The 25,148-nt window shown below is 39.0% G+C and carries 25 protein-coding genes and 1 tRNA gene; 8 read left to right on the top strand and 18 right to left on the bottom strand.

What is annotated here, in order from left to right; all coding sequences use genetic code 11:
• Positions 1–270: 270 nt before the first annotated feature.
• Positions 271–1,455 carry an NAD(P)H-quinone oxidoreductase subunit H gene (locus FJR09_RS12215; RefSeq protein WP_168633241.1) on the top strand — a complete coding sequence of 395 codons (1,185 nt, stop codon included), beginning with the start codon at positions 271–273 and terminating at the stop codon, positions 1,453–1,455.
• 156 nt (positions 1,456–1,611) lie between these two features.
• On the opposite strand, the gene FJR09_RS12210 is transcribed toward FJR09_RS12215, so the two are convergent.
• From FJR09_RS12210 to purT, 3 genes are all read right to left on the bottom strand, one after another.
• Positions 1,612–2,265 carry a hypothetical protein gene (locus FJR09_RS12210; protein WP_168653139.1) on the bottom strand — a complete coding sequence of 218 codons (654 nt, stop codon included), beginning with the start codon at positions 2,263–2,265 and terminating at the stop codon, positions 1,612–1,614.
• A gap of 197 nt (positions 2,266–2,462) precedes the next feature.
• Complete coding sequence (thiD, locus tag FJR09_RS12205) at positions 2,463–3,281, bottom strand: bifunctional hydroxymethylpyrimidine kinase/phosphomethylpyrimidine kinase (RefSeq protein ID WP_168653140.1); 819 nt, start codon at positions 3,279–3,281, stop codon at positions 2,463–2,465.
• Between the two features lie 30 nt (positions 3,282–3,311).
• A complete protein-coding gene (purT, locus tag FJR09_RS12200) occupies positions 3,312–4,481 on the bottom strand; it encodes a formate-dependent phosphoribosylglycinamide formyltransferase (RefSeq protein ID WP_015083617.1) in 1,170 nt (389 codons plus the stop codon).
• Positions 4,482–4,619: 138 nt separating this feature from the next.
• Between purT and FJR09_RS12195 the strand changes: the two genes are divergently transcribed.
• The 3 genes from FJR09_RS12195 to FJR09_RS12185 all read left to right on the top strand — a co-directional run bounded on the left by FJR09_RS12195 (position 4,620) and on the right by FJR09_RS12185 (position 6,463).
• Positions 4,620–5,099, top strand: coding sequence for a hypothetical protein (locus FJR09_RS12195; protein ID WP_015083618.1), 480 nt, complete (start codon positions 4,620–4,622; stop codon positions 5,097–5,099).
• A gap of 565 nt (positions 5,100–5,664) precedes the next feature.
• Positions 5,665–6,276 (top strand): GerMN domain-containing protein, encoded by a 612-nt coding sequence (locus FJR09_RS12190; protein ID WP_015083619.1) that lies wholly within the window; start codon positions 5,665–5,667, stop codon positions 6,274–6,276.
• Positions 6,277–6,280: 4 nt separating this feature from the next.
• Positions 6,281–6,463, top strand: coding sequence for a hypothetical protein (locus FJR09_RS12185; protein ID WP_254433101.1), 183 nt, complete (start codon positions 6,281–6,283; stop codon positions 6,461–6,463).
• A 3-nt stretch (positions 6,464–6,466) separates the two neighbouring features.
• Here FJR09_RS12185 and accB read toward each other — a convergent pair whose 3' ends face one another.
• Both accB and efp read right to left on the bottom strand, forming a co-directional pair.
• On the bottom strand, positions 6,467–6,991 hold the full coding sequence (gene accB, locus FJR09_RS12180) for an acetyl-CoA carboxylase biotin carboxyl carrier protein (RefSeq protein ID WP_015083620.1): 525 nt from the start codon (positions 6,989–6,991) through the stop codon (positions 6,467–6,469).
• 140 nt (positions 6,992–7,131) lie between these two features.
• A complete protein-coding gene (gene efp / locus FJR09_RS12175; RefSeq protein WP_015083621.1) occupies positions 7,132–7,689 on the bottom strand; it encodes an elongation factor P in 558 nt (185 codons plus the stop codon).
• 65 nt (positions 7,690–7,754) lie between these two features.
• On the opposite strand from efp, the gene FJR09_RS24690 reads away from it, so the two are divergent.
• On the top strand, positions 7,755–8,000 hold the full coding sequence (locus FJR09_RS24690) for a hypothetical protein (RefSeq protein ID WP_217361120.1): 246 nt from the start codon (positions 7,755–7,757) through the stop codon (positions 7,998–8,000).
• On the top strand, positions 7,984–9,090 hold the full coding sequence (locus FJR09_RS12170; protein WP_168633243.1) for a peptidylprolyl isomerase: 1,107 nt from the start codon (positions 7,984–7,986) through the stop codon (positions 9,088–9,090). The genes FJR09_RS24690 and FJR09_RS12170 overlap by 17 nt, the downstream gene beginning before the upstream one ends.
• A 61-nt stretch (positions 9,091–9,151) precedes the next feature.
• On the opposite strand, the gene FJR09_RS12165 is transcribed toward FJR09_RS12170, so the two are convergent.
• Both FJR09_RS12165 and FJR09_RS12160 read right to left on the bottom strand, forming a co-directional pair.
• A tRNA-Ser gene (locus FJR09_RS12165) sits at positions 9,152–9,236 on the bottom strand.
• Positions 9,237–9,294: 58 nt separating this feature from the next.
• Positions 9,295–10,224, bottom strand: coding sequence for a TIGR04168 family protein (locus tag FJR09_RS12160; protein ID WP_015083623.1), 930 nt, complete (start codon positions 10,222–10,224; stop codon positions 9,295–9,297).
• Positions 10,225–10,891: 667 nt separating this feature from the next.
• Here FJR09_RS12160 and nadA point away from each other — a divergent pair.
• On the top strand, positions 10,892–11,857 hold the full coding sequence (gene nadA / locus FJR09_RS12155) for a quinolinate synthase NadA (protein WP_015083624.1): 966 nt from the start codon (positions 10,892–10,894) through the stop codon (positions 11,855–11,857).
• A gap of 19 nt (positions 11,858–11,876) precedes the next feature.
• Here nadA and FJR09_RS12150 read toward each other — a convergent pair whose 3' ends face one another.
• From FJR09_RS12150 to FJR09_RS12140, 4 genes are all read right to left on the bottom strand, one after another.
• A complete protein-coding gene (locus tag FJR09_RS12150) occupies positions 11,877–12,767 on the bottom strand; it encodes a hypothetical protein (RefSeq protein WP_015083625.1) in 891 nt (296 codons plus the stop codon).
• 334 nt (positions 12,768–13,101) lie between these two features.
• A complete protein-coding gene (locus FJR09_RS26170; RefSeq protein WP_083881531.1) occupies positions 13,102–13,263 on the bottom strand; it encodes a hypothetical protein in 162 nt (53 codons plus the stop codon).
• Positions 13,224–13,358, bottom strand: a complete 135-nt coding sequence (locus FJR09_RS26165) for a hypothetical protein (protein ID WP_371260431.1) — start codon at positions 13,356–13,358, stop codon at positions 13,224–13,226. The genes FJR09_RS26170 and FJR09_RS26165 overlap by 40 nt, the downstream gene beginning before the upstream one ends.
• 164 nt (positions 13,359–13,522) lie before the next feature.
• Positions 13,523–14,635 carry an RNA-guided endonuclease TnpB family protein gene (locus FJR09_RS12140; protein ID WP_015083626.1) on the bottom strand — a complete coding sequence of 371 codons (1,113 nt, stop codon included), beginning with the start codon at positions 14,633–14,635 and terminating at the stop codon, positions 13,523–13,525.
• A gap of 1,032 nt (positions 14,636–15,667) precedes the next feature.
• Here FJR09_RS12140 and FJR09_RS12135 point away from each other — a divergent pair.
• Complete coding sequence (locus tag FJR09_RS12135; RefSeq protein WP_015083627.1) at positions 15,668–15,862, top strand: hypothetical protein; 195 nt, start codon at positions 15,668–15,670, stop codon at positions 15,860–15,862.
• A 364-nt stretch (positions 15,863–16,226) separates the two neighbouring features.
• Here the strand turns inward: FJR09_RS12135 and FJR09_RS12130 are convergent, their stop codons facing one another.
• The 7 genes from FJR09_RS12130 to ctaD all read right to left on the bottom strand — a co-directional run bounded on the left by FJR09_RS12130 (position 16,227) and on the right by ctaD (position 25,114).
• Positions 16,227–16,949: a cyclase family protein gene (locus FJR09_RS12130; protein ID WP_015083628.1), complete on the bottom strand. Its 723-nt coding sequence runs from the start codon at positions 16,947–16,949 to the stop codon at positions 16,227–16,229.
• A 324-nt stretch (positions 16,950–17,273) separates the two neighbouring features.
• Positions 17,274–18,293, bottom strand: a complete 1,020-nt coding sequence (locus tag FJR09_RS12125) for an ABC transporter ATP-binding protein (protein ID WP_015083629.1) — start codon at positions 18,291–18,293, stop codon at positions 17,274–17,276.
• A gap of 86 nt (positions 18,294–18,379) precedes the next feature.
• A complete protein-coding gene (locus FJR09_RS12120) occupies positions 18,380–19,756 on the bottom strand; it encodes a DNA cytosine methyltransferase (RefSeq protein ID WP_015083630.1) in 1,377 nt (458 codons plus the stop codon).
• A 49-nt stretch (positions 19,757–19,805) separates the two neighbouring features.
• A complete protein-coding gene (locus FJR09_RS12115) occupies positions 19,806–20,978 on the bottom strand; it encodes a DNA cytosine methyltransferase (protein WP_015083631.1) in 1,173 nt (390 codons plus the stop codon).
• 177 nt (positions 20,979–21,155) lie between these two features.
• Positions 21,156–22,556 (bottom strand): amidohydrolase, encoded by a 1,401-nt coding sequence (locus FJR09_RS12110; protein ID WP_015083632.1) that lies wholly within the window; start codon positions 22,554–22,556, stop codon positions 21,156–21,158.
• A 123-nt stretch (positions 22,557–22,679) separates the two neighbouring features.
• Positions 22,680–23,282 carry a heme-copper oxidase subunit III gene (locus tag FJR09_RS12105; RefSeq protein ID WP_015083633.1) on the bottom strand — a complete coding sequence of 201 codons (603 nt, stop codon included), beginning with the start codon at positions 23,280–23,282 and terminating at the stop codon, positions 22,680–22,682.
• A gap of 179 nt (positions 23,283–23,461) precedes the next feature.
• Complete coding sequence (gene ctaD / locus FJR09_RS12100) at positions 23,462–25,114, bottom strand: cytochrome c oxidase subunit I (RefSeq protein WP_015083634.1); 1,653 nt, start codon at positions 25,112–25,114, stop codon at positions 23,462–23,464.
• Between the last annotated feature and the right edge of the window lie 34 nt (positions 25,115–25,148).

Here is a 25,148-nt window from a genome sequence, read left to right as displayed (position 1 = left end):
TCTCCCCATTCCCACACCCCCCAGGTACATGAAAAAAAATCCAGATTCTCAATCCCTTATATATCAAGCTTCCCTATAATAATTGAAGTAGCGGCACAAAATAAAACATCAAGTCCAAAACCGACTCTGCTATTCTCTCTCCAACGTCACCCTGTAGAGATAATCTAGAAATTATCCCTATAAGCTAAATTTTGGCAGACAATAACAATCGCAGCAGGTTAATCTTAGCGGGTCAATTTACAACATCCACAACGGGAGAACAGCAAATCTATGAGTAGAATAGAAACCCGCACCGAACCAATGGTGCTAAATATGGGACCTCACCACCCCTCAATGCACGGGGTTTTGCGACTAATTATGACCTTAGACGGTGAAGATGTCGTTGACTGTGAACCAGTCATAGGCTACCTACACCGGGGAATGGAGAAAATTGCCGAAAACCGTTCGACAATCATGTACGTCCCCTACGTCAGCCGTTGGGACTACGCTGCGGGGATGTTTAATGAGGCGGTGACAGTCAACGCACCGGAAAAATTAGCAGGTATCACCGTACCCAAACGCGCCAGCTATATCCGCGTGATTATGCTGGAACTAAACCGCATTGCTAACCACCTATTATGGTTTGGTCCGTTCCTCGCTGACGTGGGCGCGCAAACACCCTTTTTCTACCAATTCCGGGAACGGGAAATGATTTATGATCTGTGGGAAGCCGCCACTGGCTACCGCATGGTAAATCACAACTACTTCCGCGTGGGTGGTGTTGCTGCTGATTTACCCTATGGTTGGGTAGATAAGTGTTTAGATTTCTGCGACTATTTTATCCCTAAAGTTGATGAATATGAACGTTTAGTTACCAATAACCCCATTTTCCGCCGCCGCATTGAGGGTTTGGGAACTATTACCCGTGAAGAAGCGATTAACTGGGGACTTTCTGGACCAATGTTACGCGCTTCTGGGGTGAAATGGGATTTACGGAAAGTTGACCATTACGAATGTTACGACGATTTCGATTGGGACGTACAGTGGGAAACAGTTGGTGATTGTCTTGCTCGTTACATGGTACGGATGCGAGAAATGCGCGAATCTGTAAAAATCATTCGTCAAGCTATTGCTGGCTTACCTGGTGGCCCCTACGAAAACCTGGAAGCAAAACGGATAATGGCTGGGAAAAAATCTGAATGGGATGCTTTTGATTATCAGTTTGTTGCTAAAAAAGTTTCTCCTACTTTCAAAGTTCCCAAAGGTGAAATTTACTCCCGCGTTGAAAGTGGAAAAGGAGAATTGGGAATTTATTTAGTAGGTGAAAATAATGTTTTCCCTTGGCGCTGGAAAATCCGCGCCGCAGATTTCAACAATTTGCAGATTCTTCCTCATTTACTGCGGGGAATGAAGGTTGCGGATATCGTTGTTATTCTTGGTAGTATTGACGTAATCATGGGTTCTGTTGATAGGTAATTTTCTGTCAATTTTCATAGGTAGGGGTTTAGCAGTGCTAAACCCCTACACGTCTAGGTTTTTCGTGATTTCGTAAAAGTTCAAATCTCGGTACAAATATAAGTTTCTTACTAATAGGTTGATTCAGCTTTAGATGACTAAACTAGTTAATTTTTTTTAATTTTTAATTGTTGCAGGTTGAATCTGATTTTGGAATAAAGGACGGACAATTAAATATCCAGCCGCAAAACCAGTTAGCATAATGAATATAATAGTAATTACTAGCCATAACCCATTTAATCCTTTTGTCTGAGACTGAGGATTAGGAGAATAACGGACCTTCTTTTCTTCTATCAATACTTTTTCTGATACTGGAAAATTAACATCTTTTGTTGGTGTAACAGACTCCTGACGACCGTTTTGGGGAGGTGTAGCTTTTATTACTGCTTTTCGACGAGGGGTAGTAGGCTGTTGTCGTGGAGGTGCTGTTGTCACGGTTGGCTTATTTGTATATCTCACCTCCTGATGATTACGGGGTGTAGGTTGAGGTATATATTCTTCCTCGTTATGAGGACACGGTGGTGCGGGAGGGCTGGGTGCTGAAGTCTCAACTAATTTTTTTAGTTCTAAGCAAGATTCAATAACTTTAGTTATTTCTTGACGCAGTTGTTGATTTTCCTGGGATAATTTTTGATTATGACTGGTAACTACACTTAGTTTAGATTGTACTGCTTGTAACTCCGCTGTCAATTCTCGGTAAACCCAAAGGGGAACAGAGGGAGGGTAGTTGTTAGGTGGTTGACTATAATTAGATCCTGTAGTTGTTTCCATGGATATTTTAGTATCAAAATACAGTAGTTAGAGTAAGGATAATCAGGAGCAGAATATAGTTATTGATGAAATTATGTCCAAAAATAAGGGAAAAATGCCCGTAACTATTTTTCTGCGTATTTCTGGGATTAAATCATTAAATCTATCAGTATAGTAACTAATTATATGTGATTAATACGACCTTTTAAAAAATTGGTTTATTTGATCAATAATGGGAAAAAGTGGCCTACTGGTCCTTGTCCTTTGCCAATATCTAGAGAATAGGTAAGAGCATTTGTAACATATTCTTTTGCGGCTTGTACTGCTGTCCAGAGGTCTTTACCTAAAGCTAGGTTAGCAGCAATGGCCGCTGATAAAGTACAACCTGTGCCATGAGTATTTTTTGTCTCTACCTGTTTCGTTCTCAAAATCTGCAATTTTTCTCCATTAAACCAAACATCAACACCCCGCAAATTTCCAGACATTCCTCCACCCTTGACTAAAACAGCCTTTACTCCCAATTCCCTGTGCATAATTGCCGCTGCTGCTTGCATATCTGCTAAAGAAGTAATTTCTAACCCGCTTAAAATCTGCGCTTCATAGCGATTTGGAGTAATAATAGATGCTAAGGGAATCAGAGTATTCCGTAAAGTTTGCACGGCATCATCATCAATTAATTGCGCTCCTGTGCGTGATACCATCACAGGATCAACTACTAAATTATTAATTTTATAAGCTGCTATTTGCTGGGCTACAGCCAAGATAATTTCTTGGTTAAGTAACATTCCCGTTTTTGCAGCTTGTACGCCAATGTCTTCTAAAACCGCCTGAATTTGGGCGACAACAGCATCGGATGCGATCGCATCAACCCTGCTGACTCCTACAGTATTTTGGGCTGTAATGCAGGTAATAGCACTTGTTCCGTGGACGCAGTGAAAAGCAAAAGTCCGTAAATCGGTTTGAATTCCCGCACCCCCACCACTATCAGAACCGGCAATTGTTAAAGCAACAGGGACGAAAGTTTTGTTTGTTGTCATGATATAGTTTCAATATTAAAAATAAATATATCAATTTATTTTCACCTGACTAGCTGCTTTTGTAGCCTTTTCTCTAGCTTCGGAAATATCCCCACCTTTTGCTAAAGCTACCCCCATACGACGATAAGGATGAGCCGTAGGTTTACCAAATAACTTAATATCTACATCTTTTTCGGCTAAAGCTTCAGCTACACCAGTAAAAGTAATAGAATCAGACTTTTCGGCAGCTAAAATTACCGCACTTGCTGAAAATCCTAACTGTTCAATATGGGGAATTGGTAAACCTAAAATGGCTCGGAGATGTAATTCAAATTCATTCAAATTCTGAGAAATTAATGTCACCATTCCTGTATCATGAGGTCGAGGAGACAGTTCCGAAAAAATCACTTCATCTTTAGTAATGAAAAACTCAACACCAAAAATTCCCGCACCACCCAAAGCATCAGTAACTTTTTTGGCAATTTCTTGAGATGCTAAAATTTTATCTTCAGAAATAGCTGCGGGTTGCCAAGATTCTTGATAATCTCCTCTTTCTTGACGGTGGCCAATGGGATTACAAAAAATTGTGGGTGCGTTCCATTGTTTAATTGTCAGTAAAGTAATTTCAATTTCAAAATTAATGAATTCTTCAACAATTACCTTTTGGCTATCACCACGAGAATTAGAAATGGCATAATTCCAAGCTTTTGCGACTTCGCTGCTGTCATTAACTACAGATTGACCTTTTCCAGAAGATGACATCACAGGTTTTACAACATTAGGAAAACCAATTTCTTCGGAAATGATAATTAATTCTTCTAAAGTAACTGCATAACCATATTTAGCAGTTCTAATTCCTAATTCTTGATGTGCTAATTCTCTAATTCTGTCGCGGTTCATCGTGTAGTTAGTCGCCGCTGCTGTGGGAATAACTGTAATTCCTCTTTGCTCAAATTCTTGTAATTTTTCAGTTCTAATTGCTTCAATTTCAGGAATAATAAAATCGGGCTGATGTTTATTTACGACTGCTTCTAAATCATCAGCACTCAGCATAGAGATAACTTCTGCACAATCAGCCACCTGCATCGCCGGAGCATCGGCATATCTGTCCACAGCAATGATATAATTGCCTAAACGTTGAGCAGCAATTACAAATTCTTTTCCTAGTTCACCTGAACCAAGCAGCATTAATTTCTGGGGTAGTTTTAGTGCCTTAATCATGAATTAGATAATTTTTTATAGGTAGATGGGGTATATTCTACATTATTTTGCCTGTATTTTGATAAACAACTGTTCCTAAAGCAACTCCTTCCCCTCCTGCTCATCCTCCTGAACTATTAACTACACTTAACTAAAATAATGACCGAAAATATTGATAACTCCACCCATTTAACACAAAAATGGTTAGCCGAAATTCAGTCTCTGACACAACAGATGACGAAATTTCAGCGTGAACGAGATGAAGCTTGGGAAAGTTCGCAAAAATGGCGACAACTTTATAATACCGAAGCAGAGCAACGACGTGCAGATACGAAAATGCACCAGGAAGCCATAGCATCTGTAAAAGCTGAAGAACAAAAATTTTTAGGTGTCAATACTGAAATAGGTACTGACAGCACCACAGCTATTCAGCAACAAATTGCCCAATTTAATTCTATAGAAGAGTTACAAACTCAATTATTAGAAGTTATTCAAGAACGTGATTATTTATTACAAGCTTTGAAACTAGAGCAAGAAAATCACGCTCAAACCCGCAAAGGTCTGACTACAGCCTTAGGGGATGCTATTGATAGTCTGGCACGTTCCAGGGCAGATAGGAAGGATGCAGAGGTCTTATGAAAGTTTTTCCAGAAAACCATAGGATTTAGTTGACACTCTCCGGTCTAAAGACGCGGAGATTCTATAGAGAGTTTCAGTCTATATCCCTCAGTTATCCCAGTTTCAGGCATTGCCTTAAATATTTGGGTTCTTGCCCTGATTTCGTTTGCCCTGGCGGGCGAAATCATATCTGACAAGCGTAACTTTCCGAGAGTCCCTCGGTAGCTTTTTATGTCTTTAGTGACAATTTAATTGTATCACGAATATGGATGAAAATTTGAAATTATTTCAAATTTTCAAATTAACGTCAATGCAGGATAAAGGAAAGCCTCTAGCCTTCATCCCTTGTCTAAAGCCCAAATGTGGCTTCCTGAGTCAGCCACATTTTCAAGGGTTTTCGGCGTTCTTCCTTATAAAGAGAAAGCTGACGGACTTGAAAAGATAACTCTACAATTGGAGTGAGAAGGGGGAGTGATTAGCAATAGCAGTTTATATACAAATCAAAGCATCTATTTAAGATATAACCTTTATAAACAGGCTAATTATCTTACGACTATTTCCATTCTGAATCCAGTAGGTTTCACATATGAATAACCAACAAAGAACTAACGGTATTTCTGTCGGTGCGGTAGCAGCTATTTCCGCAGCCGTAATAGCAGTAAGCGGTGGTGTGGCTTGGTTTTCTGGACAGACTCCAGATACTCCCACACCTACCAATTCTTCGCAAACTATTAAGCAGCCAGTCAAGCAATCAACAACCCAACAAGGTAATGAACAGACTGCTAGTATATATTGGCTCAGATCCCAGGAAAATCGGCTGGATTTAGTTCCCCAACCTTTTAAAGTTGCAGCTACCCAACCCAACCAAGTTTTAGAGGCAGCATTTAAAACCTTATTAGCAGGTCCAGGTGAAGGCACAGATTCTACTACTATTCCCCAGGGGACTCAACTATTGGGACTAAAAGCCGAAAACAATGATATTCATGTGAATTTATCCGCAAACTTTACCACTGGTGGAGGTAGCACTTCCATGATGGGGCGTGTGGGACAAGTTGTATATACTGCTACTAGTTTAAACCCTAAAGCCAAAGTATATATTCAAGTCAATGGGAAACCCTTAGAGGTTTTAGGGGGTGAAGGTGTGGAATTACAACAACCACTCACCCGCGAAAGTTTTCAGAAAAATTATCCGCTTTAGTCAGTTGTTAGTAGGGGCGAAGCATTTGGAAGATAAATTATCGGTCATTGCCAAAAATAGTTCTCCAAATGCTTCGCCCGTACAGCGAAGCATTTGGAAGATAAATTATCGGTCATTGCCAAAAATAGTTCTCCAAATGCTTCGCCCGTACAGTTGTCAGTTGTTAGTTTCCCTGTTCCCTATTTAATACTTAATCAGGGTTAATTCTCATTAAAGGCTGACCATATTCTACGGGTTCGCCATTTTGAACTAAAATTTCCATTACCTGTCCAGAGACTTCGGCTTCAATTTCGTTCATCAACTTCATTGCTTCAATTATACAGACACTTTGACCAGCTTTAACGCGATCGCCTACTTCCACGAACGCTGCTTCTCCTGGGGCTGGGGAGCGGTAAAATGTCCCTACCATTGGTGATGGGACTTCAACCAATTTTTGATTAATTGGTGAAGAAGAATGAGGAGGTTGTGCTAATGAATTATCAACAACTTTATTGATTACACCCCCCTCAGACATTGAACTTGGTAAGGCTGTAGATAGCAACTGGGTTACACTGGCACTCCCTACAGCACTCACCGTTCCTTGGGCATTATTGCTAAAACTGACAGCTTTTCGGACTGTTAGCTCAAATTCATTATTTTTGAGAGTAACTTCCGCAATATCTGTTTGGGCAATAGTTACTAATAGCTGACGGATTTCATTAAAGTCTAATGTCACAATTATTTTACCTCCACCTAACTGTTAAATTAAAATTCTAATTAAGGCAGGGATTTAATCCCTCTATAAAAAAGGGATTGAAATCATTAGCACCAATTTGAGATTTTGGACTTCGCTCAGTTGAACGATTTTATTCCTGACTATTCCCTGCCTAAATACTTATCTTCCCTGGTATCAATTTTTATGCGTTCCCCTTGGGCAATAAACAAAGGAACCATGATAGTTGCACCAGTTTCGAGAATTGCGGGTTTAGTACCACCTGTGGCAGTATCACCTTTAACACCAGGATCTGTTTGCACAATTTCCAAAACTACAGAATTAGGTAGTTCTACTTCTAGAACTTGTTCGCCCCAGCGAATCACGTTAACTTCCATACCTTCCTTTAGGTACTTGACGCGATCGCCAATTTGTGCTGAAGTTAATCTACCTTCCTCATAAGTTTCCATATCCATAAAGATAAACTCATCGCCTTCTTTATAGGTATGTTGCATCGTCACTTTTTCCAAAGTCGCTTGAGGAACGCTTTCCCCAGCCCGAAAAGTTTTTTCTAACTGTTTCCCAGTTTGAACACTTTTTAATGTTGTCCGTACGAAGGCAGAACCCTTGCCTGGCTTAACGTGAAGAAAATCTATCACGCGCCAAACCGAACCATCTAATACAATTGAAACACCAGGTCGAAAGTCGTTACTAGAGATCATGAAACTTTCAAATTTTGCAAGACAATCGGCATTTATTGTACCCTTCCCGCGCCATAAGTTGTTAGTTGTTAATTGTCAGTGGTCAGTTGTCAGGAAAGAAGCAACAGGTAATAGGCAAAATTAATATTTCTTCCCCTGCCTCCCCTACTTCCCACTTCCCCTACTTCCCCTACTTCCCCTACTTCCCCTACTTTCCACTTCCCCTGCCTCCTCCATCCCCAGTCCCGCAATATGGGAAGATAATCAATGAATTACTTCCAGTCAACACTTTGATGCTGAAGAAAGGGAAATTTCATGTTGAACTTATTTAAGTCCTGGGTGAAGAACAGCCTAAAGGTAATATTGCTATTAACAATATTTTTAGGCACAGGTACGGCTGGGTGGACTCCCACTAGTAACGCTGGACTACCAGCGGGAAACGCAATTACCGACGGGAAGGCTCTGTTACGCTATGCACTGCCGATAGATAATCAACCTGTACGTAAACTACAAGCTAGTTTAGAAGACATTTCTAACCAACTGCGGGCAAATAAACGATGGGGCGCAGTTAATAATGACCTCAAGCAAGCATCGCGGATACTCGATAAACCTTCCCAAATATTAGCAAGCGTTCCGGAAGAACGCCAACCTCAAGCCCAAGCTTGGATGACTGAATTGAAATCTGGCATCATAGAACTGCAAGAACTTGTTAAAACTAAACAAAAAGAACCCATTCTTGATGGCAGAGCTAAATTACTGAATCTTGTTAGTTTGTTAGAAGAATCAATGGTGACGAAATTCCCCTTTGAAGTTCCGGCTGAATACAGTAACTTACCCCAACTCAAAGGACGAGCTAGGATTGCTTTTAAAACCAATAAAGGCGATCTTACTGTAGTTGTAGATGGCTATAGCGCCCCTGTGACTGCTGGTAACTTTGTTGATTTGGTCCAACGAGGTTTTTATAATGGTTTAGAATTCACCCGTTCGGAAGAATCTTACTTTCTCCAAACCGGAGATCCTGTAGGTAAGGAAGCCGGTTTTATTGATCCTCAAACTGGCAAATACCGGGCTGTTCCCTTAGAAATTTTAGTCGCAGGTGAAAAAGAACCAACCTATGGCACTACTCTCGAAGAAGCTGGGCGTTATTTAGATATGCCGGTTTTACCTTTTTCTTCTTTTGGTGCTTTAGTGATGGCCCGGCCAGAAAATGAAGCTAATGGTGGTTCTTCCCAAATTTTCTTCTTTTTGTTTGAACCAGAACTTACTCCAGCGGGACGTAATCTTTTAGATGGTCGTTATGCTGTTTTTGGTTATCTGACTGAAGGTAGAGAGATTTTAGATAAACTTAAAGCTGGTGACAAAATTGAATCAGCAACCGTTGTTCAAGGCATAGAAAATTTACTTCAGCCTCAAGCAAGCTAATCAGAAATTAAAATCGAAATGTAGGGACGTTTAATCAAACGTCTCTATTTTCCCAAAAAAACGGAGAGGGGGAGATTCGAACTCCCGGAAGCTTTCACTTCACCTGATTTCAAGTCAGGCGCAATCGACCACTCTGCCACCTCTCCAAATTATTTGCCAGGATTGTGGAATACAAAAACTGACAAATAACATTATAACCTATAATTACAAAATTTGCACTACTGAAACTGAAGAATCATAAAAAACTTCCTCAGCAGCAATTTGGAAGTCTTTACCCACCCAAACCAGAGCAGCTTTTGTTACTACACCCCCCTCCAAAGAAACTAGAGAAAAATTCCGTAATTTCACACCATCTTGCTGAATAATCCGGGGGACAGTGGCAGCATTTAAGTAAATAGTTCCTTCTGGACTTCTAAATACAGCCTTCCTTTGCAGCTTTTTAGTATGGCGCAGAGTTCGGTGCATATGACCAAAAGCGACTAAAGAAACAGTTTTCTTCAGGTTGAGACTTTGAGAAATTGCTTCCGCTAAATCAGGATCACCAAAATCACCGCCAATGGGATGCCAATCTTTGCCACAAGGGTCCTCAGCGCGATCGCCTAAACCACTCGGTCCATTGTGTCCTAGAAAAATAATATGATCACAAGTAACACTTTTTACTACTTTGACGATTTTATCTGCGGACTCCTCCAAACTAGAGACACCATACCGTTCTTGACACATTTGGGCAAATCTCCATTCCGGTCCTCCCCAGGTAAAAGGACGACCACCCACCACAGTTAAATTCCAAGCCGGAAAATCCAACTTACCATAACCAACTTGGGCAGATCCCAATAAATCTAATTGTTCCTGTACCCAGTCTTCCTTGGTGCGGTCATAAGGACATTTTTTGCGTCCCCATTCAGTGGCCGAATACCAGGCATCGTGATTGCCCATTACCGCTGCTTTGGGAAGATCCAGGGAAGCGATCGCTTTTACCACTTCCACCGACTCATTCCCGAAATCTCCGACAAACAGCACTAAGTCCACACCCAGGTGCTTGAGTGCTATGCCGTCTTCCACTTCCCATTGGTCGTGAACATCGCCAATTACAGCAATTTTGATAGGTTTTGATGGAGTTTTCTGACTGGTCATGCCACTTTAAAAAGCCGTATATCTCCAGGATTTGACACTTTCATGGCTAAAGCCACTGAGATTTTGCGGACAGATTTAGATGAAGGGTTTAGCCCAATCCAATCTCGCTGCGACCGCCAAACGCCGCCTAGACGCTCAAAACAACTGCCAATCAAGGTGTCGAAATTGCGCTTACTTTTATTGTTTTCAGTGTTTTCAGAATCCATCACTAAGCCAAGACTCGGTACGCTCCACACCCTGCCATTACTCGCTCTTTCTTGTCAATACTGCCGTTAGGACTTGAACCTAACCGTTGTTTCTTATGAGCCGGGATTTCTCCGTACTAGGATGCTTCAACGCATAGATGTTTTTTGTTCTTACTCACAATTTGATTCTAACATACCACAGGGATTAAAATCCCTCGTGTCGCTTATATCTCAGGGAGCCAAGCCGCGCTCGTTTTACGCTTACCGAATGCTCTTATAAAAAACCAATACGATTAAAATCGCCGGAGTCGCTTGCCTCTCAGAGCTAAAGCCGCGCTCGTTTGCCACTTACCGCGAGGTTTTATGAAACTCTACCGGATTTGGACATAAATTGCTAGGATCAATCCCTCACTATTTTTGGTAAAAACTACTATAATTAAATTCACAAGGTAATAATTTGTAATTAAAAGCAGTTTTTAATTGTGTTTACAACTACACTTACTCAACCAAAATCAGGGACTCTCCCATTAGATTTATTTGCTGCTATTGCGGATCTGAAAACAGAACTCAACGCCGTGATCTTAGCCCACTACTATCAAGATCCGGATATTCAAGATATTGCCGACTTTATTGGTGATTCCTTACAATTAGCTAGAGCAGCAGCCAATACAAAAGCCGATGTAATTGTCTTTGCCGGTGTTCACTTCATGGCCGAAACCGCCAAAATCCTCAACCCTGATAAATTGGTGTTGTTACCAGATATCAATGCAGGTTGTTCTTTAGCAGATAGTTGTCCTCCCCAAGAGTTTGCGGAGTTTAAAGACGCACACCCAGACCACTTGGTCATTTCCTATATTAACTGCTCCGCCGAAATCAAGGCCATGAGCGATATTATCTGTACCAGTTCCAATGCTGTGAAAATTGTCCAGCAAATACCCCAAGAACAGCCAATTATTTTTGCCCCAGATCGGAACTTGGGACGGTATGTGATGGAACAAACCGGACGGGAAATGCTGTTATGGCAAGGTAGCTGTATTGTCCATGAGACTTTTTCGGAAAAGAAAATAGTCCAGTTAAAAATTACACATCCTCACGCGGAAGCGATCGCCCACCCCGAATGTGAAACCAGCGTATTGCGTCACGCCAGCTTTATTGGCTCTACAGCCGCCTTACTTAGTTATTGTCAAACCAGCCCTAGCCAGGAATTTATCGTGGCTACAGAGCCGGGAATCATTCACCAGATGCAAAAATTAGCACCTGACAAACACTTTATTCCCGCACCCCCGCAAAGTGATTGTAACTGTAACGAATGTCCATTTATGCGACTAAACACTTTAGAAAAACTGTATTTAGCCATGAAAAATCGCACCCCAGAAATTACCTTACCAGAAGAACTCCGCACAGCAGCACTACTACCAATGCAACGGATGTTAGAAATGAGTGTGTAGTTGAAGTTAAAAATTCATCTTACGATTTACCCTTTTCCGCTGCCTTCTGGGCTGCTTCACTAAACTTTTTATACAATTTAGTTCTAATCTGTGCTTCTTGATAGCGGCTGTGACTAGGTGACACCTGACTCATTAAATCAGAAGCCCGTTGCCAATTAGCAGCTAATTCCAACCACTGAGTTGAAGTTATTGCTGTTTTACCAGCCGTAGTAGCTTGGTTAGCTAGTCGCACAGAGGCTACAAATGGATCATCAGATGGAATAGAAAAACTTTGGCTAGGAGGACGATTCAACAATTGTGGTGGACTTTGGTTTGCTGTTTGGGAAGATTGAGAACCTGTGAATGGTGAGAGATCTTTCAGCGGATTACCTAACCAAGAATCTAGCAGCCAAGCTAGTAAAATTACTGAAGATAAACCAGAAACCCCGATCACTAAAGTTTTGATCGAAATTTTCCCTTGATCTGGATTCTTGAGTAAAGATTGGGGTTTCGCCAAAATAGGTTTTCTTGATTTGGTATCAGCTTCAGTTAAATCTGGAATTAACCACTTAAACAAATTTGGTTGGGATACTGTAATTTCCTGTGACCATAATAATTGGTTATCAGTATCACGGTGAATTTCCTCTAACCACAGCAATTGCTCTTCTTTAACAATGCGACTATTGATGTTAACTCGGCGAATGTGACGTGGTGCAAGCGAGTCCAAAATTTGTTGAATTTTTGGCACTAAGGTAGATTGCTCCAGTTGCTCTACCGTAGCTGCTTCGCACAAAAGTTGTAAAACACCATTCACAAAAACTGCTCTAGTTCTGACACTAGACATAACTAGCCTTTCATTCAAGACTTGAATAATTGCCGCAACGCTACCCTGATGAGCTTGCCAAGCGATATCATTTATCCGATCTACCATTTGATATTTAGTGATAGCTCTTACACCCTGACCTGTGAAATAACATAACCCAAGTTGCTAGTTATCTAATTTTAGGCAGGGAAAAAGGTAATTGGTAACTACTTTTGCCTTTTTGCCTATTCTCTCTTCCCTTTTACCTCTTGCCTTTTTCCAACTAGCAATTTAAATATACATTCAATTTGCATATATCAATGTAAATTTGACCAACTCTATATTCTATTTGCTCAAGTGCAAATTGCCACACTTGATATCCTGCTAGGGTTGACACTCCCCGGTCTAAAGACACGGGGATTCTACATTCACTGACTCGCCATTAGACGACAGGTTTGCACCCTTACGGGTTCGGCAGTCGCTCATGGGGGAAACCCCCAAGACCGCGCTGCCTCACCAATCGCCCAAGAGGGCAAATCTCCTGTAGCGTAGCTGACCGTATCCCTACCGTAGTTAATCCTATTTTTAGGATGTTAATACTGGCATTGATATCTCTGTCTTCCACAAACCCACAATGATGACAATTATGGGTTCTGGTTCAATACTATTGCCAAAATAAGAGCCTTGATAATTTTTGGCAAAAACGGCAAAAATAATCATATATAAGCGTTTCGATGAAAAGGTAGTTTAGAATCTAAAACCCTTATCCTACCGTCAATACATTTAAAAAATCCTTGTCGGAAACCTTTAAGGAATTTTTAGGGGTGATTGTTTTTGCCAAGCAAGAGCGAGGAACGGGAGTTCATGGTTAAAGCATTATCATCTCACCCTCGTAATTTGACTAAGGTATTGCTGGTTGATAGGGATTTTTTCACTTTTTGACCACAATTAGCACAATTCTGAGAAGTATTATGGGGAGGAACAGCAACTGTTACCTTCCCATATTTATACCCGAAATATTCTAGCCATTGCCGAAAAGTTGCCCAGCCAGCATCAGAAATTGATTTAGCTAAATGTCGGTTTCTTACCATGCCTTTAATATTTAAGTCTTCGTAAGCTACCAAATCGTTAGATTGGATCACGGAATATGCTAATCTCTTGCAATATTCTTTTCGCTGCCTACTTACTCTTAAATGTTTACGGGCATACCTATTTTTAGCTTTTAAATAGTTCTTGGATTGTGGTTGTTTAGCTTTTTTCTTATCTCTGTCAAACTTCTTGGATTTCTGGCGATTAGCTCGACTTAACTGTTTTTCTGACTTTCTATAGAATTGTGGAGCAGGCTCTACATTACCTTTTGAATCGGCAATGAAATATTTTAAGCCCACATCTAAGCCAACTATTTGATTCGTTGGTTGAGACTCAATTCTAATTTTGACATCAATTGCAAATTGAGCATAATATCCATCAGCTCGACGGACTAAACGAACTCGCTTAATTTGCTTGATGTCATAGAAATTAAGATCATAAGTACCTTTTAATTTCAGAGTACCTATACCTTTTTTATCAGAAAAAGTAATTGCTTTTCTGGTTTCAGATAACTTCCAGCCGCTAACTTTATACTCAACTGAACGGCAATTCTTTTTGAATTTCGGGAAACCTGTCTTGGAAAATCGCTCCACTTGGGCAAAGCCCAAGACCGCGTTTTCCGCTTTTTTGCCCTTAACTTTCTTTTTACAATTATCGTAAAATCGAGCTATTGCACTCCAAGAACGCTCCGCAGCAGATTGTCTTGCCATTGAATTAAGTTCATCCGCAAAAGAAAATTCAGATGCCAAAATCGCGCAATATTTATTGAGATCATATTTCGTCGCACCTTTGTTATCCATCCAATATCTTAAACATTTATTTTGGATGAACTGAGATGCACGAATAGCCTCATCTATTGCGCGATACTGCCTATCTTTTCCTTTGACTTTGAACTCATAAATTATCATGGTTACGACCTAAACACCACAAAATTATGCTAACTCATATATTATAATTTTGTCAACGAGAAAAACTTTCTGTGGAGGAAGACAGCCTCTACCTGGCTTTCATCCCTTGCCTAAAGGACAGTTGAGTTTTTCCACCACGCTCCAAAACTCAACTTCAAGGGTTTTCAGCCTAGTCTCTTATAAATGTAATCCATCTGTAGTTAATTCAGAATGCAAGTTACCATTAATATACGTAACTTCACTTATCGTTGTTTTGTTCCTTGTGCGTATTCACTACTTTTTCTGATGACAGCATTAACTAAGTGAATTCAGGAAGATTTCGATTTCTGTCTATTTTGCTAGTTCACAATATTTAATATTATTAAGCAATACAACGCTATTAAATCCTATTAATCGTTAAAAATATTCTCCCGTCAGGATTAATCAACACTAAAATTTGGGATTGTTGAATTTACACAGCTTACTGTATAAGCTTTACAGCTTTTTACATATTAATTTGTAACATCATTTTTTAATGTCTTATCCCTTGATGAGCCACTAAATTTTGAGTCTCATACTTTTGGTAGATGACAATTATGAATGGTTTGTGATGTAAGTTGTAAGGAAAATTAATAAATAATTATATCAGCATCAATTTTTGTTCATAAGAAAATAGAAGTAAACCGCTAGAAAGTCTACTGAATAAGGTTAAAATAGCATATTCTTTTTTTTTATAAATATGTTTATTTATACCTACTTATGAAAATATTTTACTATTAACACAAATAAAAAATACGTAATTTTATTGCGTGATTGTAGTAACATGACTATGTGCAGCAAAGTAAGTAAGCTGTGAAATGCTTGCTACATAAGGGTTATGCTCGTAGTTTAAAAGTTAGATTTGCAGAATTATTGAGTCTGTTTGCTATTTATAGTCTGGATTAGACATATAAAGATTTATCGAAACCAAAGTAGATCAATTCCAGGGATGTAGAATAACCTTGCAAAAAGTGCTAAGATTTATCCGAAGTCTTTAATGTTTCCTTTTATAACGTGGCTAGAGCTAGTACAGCAATCGGTGTATCTCCCATCATTAAGGAGATTGTGCAAAAACAGGCACATTCAACTCGCTTAACTTTAAAAGAAGTTATTCTCATGGGAATGTTGGCAATTGATAAGTTAGATGACCAAAATTGTCAAGAATTGGCAGATCAAGTTCATCAAATGCAGGTTAATGGTGAAATCTAAAACTGCTGGCAAGAGTCTAAAATTCAAAGTCTCAAGCCTCCAGTTCTCAAGCTAAAGTTAGTTGCAAGGGTAGTTGTGTGATTTATCAAATTTCTACTCTTGACTAAAAAAATAGCAACTTCCCATTCAGTAATTCTCAATCAGTTCAAAATCTAACTTGCAGTATTGCTAAAAATTAGTAATATAGCACTTCCCGGTGTTATGAGGTACATATCTAGCGGGCAAGATGCCCGCACTACAAGAGTTTCATGATTCAACTTTGTACCTCATAAGAGCGGAAACCGCTGTAAGTTGGATTATGTTAGAAACAATAAGGGGGATCTAGTTTTAGATCCCCTTTATTTGTTCAGAAGTGCATAGAAATTTAAAATAATGCCATTATCCCAGCGGGAGAACCAGAACCTCTGCTCAACCTGAGAATCCCAATGATTAAGGTAGTACCTTGGGGTGGTAACTGATCTAAATTGGTGAGATTTTCGATCACAATTAGCGATCGCTCCAGCAGCAAACGATTAATAGTAAAATTGGTATCCTGCCCAGAATCTACACCGTGAGTATCAATGCCCACTCCGGTAATTTGCTTATGTGTAATTAAGAACTCAGTTGCATCATAGCTAAAACCGGGAAAGTGCATTTTGCCATATTTATCTTGGTTAAAAAACGCTTTTTGATTTAACCATTTTTCTTGCCAACCAGTATATAGTATCAGTAAACTACCTGGGGGAATTTCCCCAAATTCAGTTTCCCAAGTTTGAATATCGCTAATAGTCAAGACATAATCAGCATTCACTGCCGCTTGTTTGCAAATATTGATAACTACAGCAGGTAATATTAGAGATGATGCTGGATACTGGTCAATACTTGTACCGTTACTATAAAAACTATTGGGGGCATTAATATGAGTGGCGCTATGTTCTCCTAAAGCAAAGCGTCGTAAGTAATAACCATCATCTTGGATTTCGGCAACACTGGTAAATTCTACGGAAGGATCACCAGTCCATGTAGGTATATTTGTATCAATCCGATGGCTGAGATGGATAACGCGAGAGTAACTAATATTACTTAATTGTTGGGGATTTTTGCTCAAAGGATTTATTCCTAAGTTTAGGATATTTTAACAAATAATCCCCCAAGCCTTTTCACTTCAAGGTGGTTGGGGGGAGTTTTAATGTTGCAGCAAAAAGTGAATTTAATCTTAGTGAACAACAAAAAAGTTAAGTTTTGAATAAGGAAGAGTTAATTTTACGCAAACTTTCTCAAATTCAGGACTATGACAAACCAGATGCCGATAACCTCACTTGCTTCAAAATTAGCATTTAGCTGTTTGGCTTTTTCGTCTAAATATGGAAGACAGAGCCTTCTGGAATTCATTCCCATACAGAGTATGGGAACGAGAAAATCCCTGTTCCCTCTATCTCATATTTTGCTTTTTCTCGGCTTTAGGATCACGATTAGCGACAGCAGCTAATTCGGCATCCATTAAGGTTTTGCCGGTGGCAGCTAGGTAGACATCATCTAAACTAGGACGAGATTGGGCGATGCCAAAAATTGGTAAATTGGCATTATTTAACGCCTGTTGAATCGTGATTAAAACGTCATTTTGGGGGGTGACTACTAAATTTAGGGAGTTACCTTGGGCGCTGTTGATGATGATTTCTTGGACAAAAGGTAAAGCCGCTAAAAGATTTTTTGCGGTTTCGGCTTCTTCACTGGGGGAAAATTCGCGGATTCTTAAAGTGATGCGATCGCCTCCTACCTGATCTTTTAATTGAGATGGTGTACCATTAGCAATAACCAAACCTCTGTCAATAATTGCCACTCTATCAGCTAAAGCGTCAACTTCTTCTAAATAATGGCTGGTAATCACAACGGTAGTTCCCGCAGTGCGTAATTGACGCAAGAAATCCCACACCACAACCCGGCTTTCAATATCTAATCCTACCGTTGGTTCATCTAATACCAGCACATCGGGCGCGTGGAGTAAACCAGCCGCCAAATCTAGCCGCTTGCGTAAACCACCGGAATAAGTGCCAGTTTTTTTATCTGCGTATTCTTGTAAACCCAGTAAATCCAAAATAGTGTTAATTCGCTGTTTAATCAGCGCACCGGGAAGATGATAAAGTGCGGCTTGTAATTGTAGTAACTCCCGGCCAGTGAGGACTTTATCTAAAGCTACTTCCTGGGCTACATAACCTAGCTTTTGTCGGGCTAATTTGGGGTGATCTAAGACCGAAATACCGGAAACTTCAATTTTGCCAGCATCGGGGGTTGTCAGCGTACACAAAGCCCGCAGAGTGGTTGTTTTCCCTGCCCCGTTGGGTCCTAATAAACCAAATATTTCTCCAGGTTGGACTTGAAAGGAAACATCCTCAACTGCAACTACATTACCGTAGCTTTTTTTGAGATTTTCGATGAAAACGGCAGCAGCCATAACAGCTATAATCCTTAACTATACAATTCGCAATAATCTATCTTTTATTGTACAAGTTGGGCGATCGCTGTGATGAGTTAGATATTTCATTTTGGGATAATTTTCAGTACAGATTTAGCCAAATGATAGATTACATGGACAGACACAGCATTACCAAATTGATGCTTTGCCTTATTTTCATTATCTGCTATTTGGAAACTTTCTGGAAATCCTTGTAATATTGCGTAATCTTTTGCCGTTAATGGTCTATATTTTTGAGGAAGATAAATTTTTTCAATAAAATTATGTTTATATATTTTTGGTTCATCACATTCTAGAGATATAGTTGCTACATAATCTCTCGTTCCCGTTGCGGTTAAAGTCCCAATAGCATCAGCATGAGGTAAATATATTTTAGAAATTCCCTTAATTCCTGATGAAATTTTAGAATTTACAAATTCATAACCTTTATTTTCTACAAAACGTAAAATTTCTTTATCTACTAAATGATTTATTTCTTCAATCTTCAAGTCAATAATTAAAGATTCTAAAATCTCATATTTCAAAGGATTACCATCTTTATCACCGTAAATTTTCCTTCTCCGATTTTTTAATATTGTTTGACAAATTGACTTTTCTCTCTGGGTTGTTTTGATTAAGTCCCAAGAATGAATGGTAGTATGTCCATCTCTAACATCTGAGAATAGAAAAAAATCATTTAATTCATCTATTCTTTGAAATCTACCTCTAGAACCAGGAATTTTACCATCTGTAAATAATACTTCTGGAGAAAATTTCTTTTTAGAAAAATCAGTGTGTTGAATATCAGGAATCATATCATATAATTTCCAATATTTATTTATGGGTTGAGGAAAGGTAAAACCCCAACTGTTATCTAGATCATTTCTAATTCCCACAATAAATATTCTGTCCCTATCTTGAGGTAAACCAAAATCATAGGAATTAAGAACTTGATATTTAACTACATAGCCAGATGATGTTAAATTTTCAAGAATATATTCTAAACTTGGTCTGTTTCTTGGTTCAGTTAAACCTTTAACATTCTCAAATATAAATGCTTTAGGTTGATTGGATTTTATAACTCGAAAAACATCATTCCATAATTGACCTCTGGGATCTTTTAAACCTTTTAATTTACCTGCGATTGACCAAGGTTGACAAGGAACACCACCGACCATTACATCTAGTTCAAAAGGTAGCTTGTCTAAATTAGTGATATCTCCTAAATATTGTTCGTCAGTATTGGTATCACGAATAAAATTATTTTTGTAAACTTTGATTGCCTCTTTGTCAATTTCTGAATAACCTAAACAAATTCCTCCTAGTTCTTCGAGAGGAATTCTAAAGCCACCAATACCGGAAAATAGGTCTATAAAGGTAAATTTAGTGGTAGGTTTTATGGTAGTTGTAGCTTGGAATAATGGGAATATTTCTAGCTGTTGAGCGTCAATACAAGATTTCATATTAATTTAGTACACAATTTTATATTATATCAGAAATGTTGACATTATATCAAGAAAATAGCGAAATGTGTTCAGTAACTTCTTTCCCTTTTGGTTGATTTCCCTGCATTGAATTAATCAGATATTCACCAAGTTCTTTCGCAAGTAACACCGGAACTGCATTACCAATTTGTTTATATTTAGAACTTATCGAACCATGAAAAATCCAATCATCAGGAAAAGTTTGAATTTTGGCAGACTCGCGCACAGTTAAAGGACGTAATTCTACAGGGTGACACATATCTGTAGCTTTTTGTTGGGGACTGGTTGTGATTGTTGGTGAAGGTTTATCCCAAGATAATCTTCTGTAAAAACCAACTTTTCCCCCACCAGAATTATAAGCACCTCCCATTGCTTCTGGTTGTAATTCTTCTGGTAAATTTTTCCAATTTTGTCCTGCTGCTAATAATCTTAAAAACTTGAGCCGATTTTCTGAATAACTAATAAATTCTGGTTGAATATCCACAAAATCTGTTAACGCATCTTTCAAAGTTCTCCATTTTGGTAAAATTTTACCATCTTTACTATATTTAGCGAGAGGAAATGTAGCAGTTTCACCATCTCTAGAACCAATAAAAACTACACGGTATCTATTTTGAGGAACACCATAATCTGCTGCTTCTAAAAGGTTGTAAACTACGTTGTAGCCTAATTCTTTCATTTCTGCTAAAACTACTTTTAAAGCTGCACCATTCATTTCATCAAGTCCTAAAGCTGGATAATCTTTTCCTCTTTGATTAATAGGACGATGACGCAAAAAAGCAGAAAGTAAACCTCTAACATTTTCCATTAAGAAAAATCGGGGTTGGACTTCTTTGACAATGCGGATAAAATCCATAAATAAACTTCCGCGTGGGTCCATAACTGAACCCCGTTTTCCTGCGGTACTAAATGGCTGACAAGGGGGACCACCCGTGACTAAATCTATTTCTCCTGGAAGTAAAGCACGACCTAAATTTAAAACTCTTCCTCCTTCTTCTAGTAATTCTTGGGAAGTAACTTTTTCTAATTCTCTGGGAATAGCACTTTCTTGGAGATAAGGTCTATTCAGAGCAATTGTTTTGACTGCATCTTTATCTTTTTCAACTACACTAACAGTATGAAATCCTGCTTGTTCTAGTCCTAAATCTAAGCCATAAGCACCTGTGAATAGGGAAATGCAAATAGGTTGATTATTGATCATTATTGTTTTTCTAATTTATTATTATGATCAATATAGTATATAATATAATGCGGCTTAGTTGAGAAAATTGTAGGTTGGGTAAACCGAAGTTAAACCCAACAAATATCGGTAAATGTTGGTTTTTGTTCCGATTGCTCCGCAACGCTAACGCGAACAAACCAACCTACATAAACTTACTTAATCTAGTCCCATTACTTGCCGATAATGAGGAGCTAATTTAACGACATTTGTTGATTGAGATGGTGTTTCCCAGTGACTACGATTCAACAATTCTTGTTGCAATTCATCAACATTGATTGTGGTAACTTTGCCATTATTAATAATTTGCTTACCATTTACCCAAGCACTATGCACAACATTGACAGGGCGACCTAAAACTAATAAACCAATGGGATCTGTACAGGGAAGTAATGATAAATTATTGAGATCATATAAAACTAAATCAGCTTGTTTACCAACAGTAATAGAACCAAGTAAATTTTCTACATTTAACCCTTTTGCACCTCCTAAAGATGCCATTTCTACGGCTTGGAGTGGGGTAATCCAATGTTGATAATCTGGTTCTGTAATATTATGTAAAATCGAACCAATTTTAATTGCTTCTAACAAGTCTTGAGAGTCATTACTAGAAGCCCCATCACAACCAAAAGTCACATTTACTCCAGCTTGCATATATTTAATAATTGGGGCTATACCACTGCCTAAACGGAGGTTACTCAAAGGATTATGAACGACTGTAGATTTTGTTTGAGCGAGAATATTAATATCAGATTCATTCAACCAAACACAATGTGCTAAAGTTGTACAACTGTTCAAAAAACCAAGTTTCTGTAAATGTTTTACCGCAGTACAACCATATTTTTCTTCAGCAAGTTTCTCTTGAGCTTTTGTTTCTAATAAATGGGCATGACGACAAAGATTGTACTTATTACTTAATTCAATACATCCTCTGAATAAATCATCGCTGCATAACTGAATTCCCGTGGGTGCAACTAAAATATTAATTCCTTTTTCCGGTTGATGAAATTGCTTAACTGCCGCTTCAATAATGGCTAAAGTTTCCCCAGTAGAACGAAAATAAAGTTCATGATCTGGTTGCGATTCTCCATTTGGTATGCCCGCACTCAAAGATTCATCTTGAATTAAAGGAGCAATAAAAGCGCGAATTCCTACTCTTTGATAAGCCCGAACTACTGTGGCAATAGTTTCTAATTCTTGTCCAGGAATTAATACTAAATGATCAACAACGCTTGTCCCCCCAGAAAGTAAAGTTTCTACTGCTGTTCCCAAGGCACTGAGATAAACTTGTTCTGTATCTAAAGGAGTAAAATCATAGAGATGTGCTAACCATAATTCTAACGGTAAAGGTGGAATTACTCCTCGTTGCCACATTTCTGAAGAATGGGTATGGGCATTGAAAAACCCAGGTAATAAAAGTTTATTTTCCCCATTAATTACCGTGCCAATTATCTCTAAATTAGGGGCAATCGCGGCGATTTTACCATCTATAATCTGCACATCTGTAGTTATGTAACTACCTGTAACGCTAATTAAAGAGTTTTTGATTGTAAAATTCATGATTTTAGCTTTAATTAAGTAATTGATCTATTAGCCGAATTTCAAGCTACAAGTTAAACAACGATATTGAAAAAGGGTGAGTAAAACCCACCCTGAGTATTATACCAGAAAAATAAAATATCCTTACTGCCAAACGTAGATAAGTAGAAATAAAACAATCCAGATAACATCAACAAAGTGCCAAAACAAAGAAGTGGCATTTATGCCAAAATGGCCGCTATCAAAATTACCAGGAATGAAAGAACGCAACAAGACAATTAACTGTAACAGAATACCCGTAAAAACGTGCAAACCGTGAAAACCAGTTAATAGATAAAACATTCCTCCAAACGTACCAGAAGTAAAGCCAAATTCTAATTGACTCCATTCCACAGCTTGTCCAAAAAGGAAATAACCACCCATAGCCATTGTTAAAAACAACAACAGCCGATAAGTCTTTAAATCATGTCTTTCTAGGGCTTTTTCTGCAAAGAAAATCACAAAACTACTAGCAACCAAAACCACAGTATTAATGCTAGGTTCTTTTACTTCCAAACCAGAAACACCAGGTGGCAACCAATTAACAGCAGAAGTTTTGTAGATAATATAGCCAGCAAAGAAACTTAAGAAAATAACACTTTCCGATAACAGAAAAACAATAAAACCAAACATTTTACTGCCTTCTTCATCATGTCCATGCTCATGACTAACATGATCTAAATCATCAGGAGAAACAGAACTATCCATTGTTAAAAAACTCCAAAACCAGGAAACTAGTAATTAAGAAAAAAGTAACGAGAAAAACTATAGCGATTCTAAATAAGACGTAAAAAATTCTCTTCCTTCTCTTCCTCTGCGCCCTCTGCGTCTCTGCGGTTCGTTAAAAAATCAAATTTACACATCAAATAGAATCGCTATATTACCCATTACTCATGTTCAGAAGATGCCATTAATTCAGACTTACCATAACCATAAGGCTCACAAGTAACAATCGGAATTTCTTCAAAATTCTCAACAGGAGGAGGAGAAGAAACAGTCCATTCCAAACCAATTGCTCTCCAAGGATTAGCAGAAGCTTTTTCTCCATCCATCCAAGAAATCAACATATTGAAGATGAAAGGAAGAGTAGACATTCCTAACAGAAAAGAACCCAAACTAGCAACAATATTCCAACCAATTAATTCAGGTGCGTAGGAAGCAGCACGGCGTAACATCCCTTGCAAACCTAAAGGGTGCATGGGTAAGAAATTCAAATTTGTGCCGATAAATGCTAACCAAAAATGGATTTTGCCCCAACCTTCGTGGAACATTCTCCCCGTCATTTTGGGAAACCAATGATAGATAGCTGCATACATTCCCATAGTTACAGTTCCATAGAGAACATAATGGAAATGACCAACAACAAAATAGGTATTGTTAACATGAACATCCACTGGAACAGAAGAAAGCATAATTCCTGTAATCCCAGCAAATACAAACATTACCAAACCACCCAAAGCAAATAACATTGGTGTAGTTAAGCGAATTTTCCCGCCCCAAATAGTTGCCACCCAAGCAAATACCTTAATCCCTGTGGGAATAGATACAAACATGGTTGTCACCATGAAAAACAACCGTAGCCAACCAGGAGTACCACTCACATACATATGGTGTACCCAAACAATGCCGCTAACTACAGCAATTAACATCGAAGAAACAGCAACGACTTTGTAACCAAATAAAGGTTTGCGGGAATAAACGGGAAAGATTTCCGAGAAAATCCCGAAGATAGGCAAAATGATGACATATACCGCAGGGTGAGAATAGAACCAGAAATAATGCTGGAACATCACCGGATTTCCGCCTTTAGTAGGATCAAAAAAGGCAGTTCCCACTGTAATATCAAGAAGTAACATTACAGCCCCGGCTGTTAAAGCTGGCAGTCCAAATAATTGGATAATTTGAGCGCTAAATACTGCCCAAACAAAGAGAGGCATTCTAAAGAAACCCATTCCCGGCGCTCGCATTTTCACAATGGTGGTGACAAAATTCACCGCACCCATAATGGAAGAGACACCGGAAATAGCCACCGCTAATAACCACAGAACTTGACCGTTAATCAAGTTGCCCGTGGGGTTTTGGGTACTGACGGGGGGATATGCCCACCAACCAGATTGAGCAGGGCCACCGGGGACAAAGAAGCTGGACATGAGGAGAATACCCACCACAGGAACCATCCAAAAAGCGACAGCGTTCAAGCGGGGGAATGCCATATCTCGCGCCCCAATCATCAAGGGAACGAGGTAATTAGCCATACCAACGAGAGAGGGAAATGTCCACAGAAACAGCATCACTGTTCCGTGCATAGTGAACATTCCGTTGTATACTGTGCGGTCAATTAAATCAGCTTCAGGGGTAATGAGTTCTCCCCGCAGAATCATGGCGAAGATACCGCCAACGAGAAAGAAGATAAAGGAAGTAACGAGGTATTGAATACCGATAACTTTATGATCTGTACTAAAGCTGAAGTATGTTTTCCAGGTTTGGGGTGGTTCGTGGTGATGTGATTCACCAGCAACATGAATGGGGATATTAGTCATTTGTCAGTTGTTAGTTGTCAGTGGTCATGAAAAT

The sequence above is a fragment of the Dolichospermum sp. UHCC 0406 genome, assembly GCF_009712025.1.
In the GTDB taxonomy this organism is placed as follows: domain Bacteria; phylum Cyanobacteriota; class Cyanobacteriia; order Cyanobacteriales; family Nostocaceae; genus Dolichospermum; species Dolichospermum lemmermannii.
The sequence above is the reverse complement of the archived record's forward strand: the minus strand, read 5'-3'. Positions and strand labels throughout refer to the sequence as shown.

Bases quoted from the DNA above. Each gene is read 5' to 3' on its own strand.
- FJR09_RS12215 (WP_168633241.1), top strand. From the start codon at position 271: ATGAGTAGAATAGAAACCCGCACCGAACCAATGGTGCTAAATATGGGA.
- FJR09_RS12210 (WP_168653139.1), bottom strand. From the start codon at position 2,265: ATGGAAACAACTACAGGATCTAATTATAGTCAACCACCTAACAACTAC.
- thiD (WP_168653140.1), bottom strand. From the start codon at position 3,281: ATGACAACAAACAAAACTTTCGTCCCTGTTGCTTTAACAATTGCCGGT.
- purT (WP_015083617.1), bottom strand. From the start codon at position 4,481: ATGATTAAGGCACTAAAACTACCCCAGAAATTAATGCTGCTTGGTTCA.
- FJR09_RS12195 (WP_015083618.1), top strand. From the start codon at position 4,620: ATGACCGAAAATATTGATAACTCCACCCATTTAACACAAAAATGGTTA.
- FJR09_RS12190 (WP_015083619.1), top strand. From the start codon at position 5,665: ATGAATAACCAACAAAGAACTAACGGTATTTCTGTCGGTGCGGTAGCA.
- efp (WP_015083621.1), bottom strand. From the start codon at position 7,689: ATGATCTCTAGTAACGACTTTCGACCTGGTGTTTCAATTGTATTAGAT.
- FJR09_RS12170 (WP_168633243.1), top strand. From the start codon at position 7,984: ATGTTGAACTTATTTAAGTCCTGGGTGAAGAACAGCCTAAAGGTAATA.
- FJR09_RS12160 (WP_015083623.1), bottom strand. From the start codon at position 10,224: ATGACCAGTCAGAAAACTCCATCAAAACCTATCAAAATTGCTGTAATT.
- FJR09_RS12150 (WP_015083625.1), bottom strand. From the start codon at position 12,767: ATGGTAGATCGGATAAATGATATCGCTTGGCAAGCTCATCAGGGTAGC.
- FJR09_RS26165 (WP_371260431.1), bottom strand. From the start codon at position 13,358: ATGATTATTTTTGCCGTTTTTGCCAAAAATTATCAAGGCTCTTATTTT.
- FJR09_RS12140 (WP_015083626.1), bottom strand. From the start codon at position 14,635: ATGATAATTTATGAGTTCAAAGTCAAAGGAAAAGATAGGCAGTATCGC.
- FJR09_RS12125 (WP_015083629.1), bottom strand. From the start codon at position 18,293: ATGGCTGCTGCCGTTTTCATCGAAAATCTCAAAAAAAGCTACGGTAAT.
- FJR09_RS12120 (WP_015083630.1), bottom strand. From the start codon at position 19,756: ATGAAATCTTGTATTGACGCTCAACAGCTAGAAATATTCCCATTATTC.
- FJR09_RS12115 (WP_015083631.1), bottom strand. From the start codon at position 20,978: ATGATCAATAATCAACCTATTTGCATTTCCCTATTCACAGGTGCTTAT.
- FJR09_RS12110 (WP_015083632.1), bottom strand. From the start codon at position 22,556: ATGAATTTTACAATCAAAAACTCTTTAATTAGCGTTACAGGTAGTTAC.
- FJR09_RS12105 (WP_015083633.1), bottom strand. From the start codon at position 23,282: ATGGATAGTTCTGTTTCTCCTGATGATTTAGATCATGTTAGTCATGAG.
- ctaD (WP_015083634.1), bottom strand. From the start codon at position 25,114: ATGACTAATATCCCCATTCATGTTGCTGGTGAATCACATCACCACGAA.